Genomic DNA, 1,186 nt, shown 5'->3' with positions numbered 1-1,186 from the left:
GCCAGCACCATCATTATATTTGCCAGCCCCCAATGTTGCGACAGATCTTGCATTAAGACGGTTCATAAGAGCCATTTTTTACTCCTTTCTTATACAAATTTTATCCACACACTCATCCCACTTGTTATGTGCAAGCGAGTGGTTTTGATTGATTCAGCATACACAGATTTGAAATGAGAGAATCTTACGTTATTCGGGACTCTCACTCAACATACAAAACAGTGAATTATCATTATAAATCAATATCTTGTTGTAGCCAAAACCTAATCCGTAGGAGATTGTTGGAAATGTTGGAACTATCCTTGGTACTTTTGCTGGGCTTAGCAACATCAGAGCGAAAGAAAATATCGTACGAGTAGGGCAGCGAGATGGATACAAACTCTATGAGTATAACTACAGGGGCTATCCAGAGCGTTATCGCGGGGTGATGGCACAAGATGTTTTGAAGTCAAAACCTGAAGCTGTTTTCTTGCATAAGGCGATAGGTTTTTTGCATGTAGATTATAGCAAGCGTGGCTGTGAGATGGAAAGGGTGCAGTGATGGAACAAGAAAACACAAATTCTCTTTTAAAGTTGTTTGATCCAAAATTTTTGCGTCCCTTAATATATCAGGGTATGTATCAATTGCCAAAGCATTTGTTCGAACAAGCTTTCTACGCCTCCAAGCACACCGTTGGCAGGACGATACAAGCCAAGTTTTTTTAGAACGGGCTGCTTGTCGCACAAACCCTTTTGATGCGAGCAATGGGGATAATACTCCGCAAAAATTGAGTCCTATAGAGCTTATTCGCGGTTCTCAAGCAGGGACAGAACGAGCTGGGAAAAAACGCCAGCAGAATTGATTATGTCTATGGATGATTTAAAACGCCAAATGCCTCCATTGCTGGATGTTTCAAAGAATACTGTTAAGATACAAGAGGTGCCGGAGCAACAAAAACATGACTTCTCAGAGCAGGGAGGTGTTGCATCAATGATTCCTCAATCTCCACTTGTTGGGAACATTGATCAGTCTAGTGGGGATGAAGCTGGGCGACAGCAAAAAAATGTGATGGATTATATTGCTCAACTTAATGAGAAATCTATAGCGGAAAACTCTTTGAAAAATGATTCTGGAAATGATGAGGAAAAGCTTTTTGATGCACCTATAGGAGAAGAAAAACATTTGAATGCACACTTACCAGAAGAG

1 pseudogene is annotated in these 1,186 nt (G+C 40.7%); it reads left to right on the top strand.

The features are described 5' to 3' along the window. Positions 1-844: 844 nt before the first annotated feature. A pseudogene (locus ACFIMC_RS04755) lies at positions 845-1,186 on the top strand (hypothetical protein); the annotation flags it as partial.

The sequence above is a fragment of the Bartonella sp. AP21QHHD genome (assembly GCF_042196205.1).
In the GTDB taxonomy this organism is placed as follows: domain Bacteria; phylum Pseudomonadota; class Alphaproteobacteria; order Rhizobiales; family Rhizobiaceae; genus Bartonella.
The sequence above is the reverse complement of the archived record's forward strand: the minus strand, read 5'-3'. Positions and strand labels throughout refer to the sequence as shown.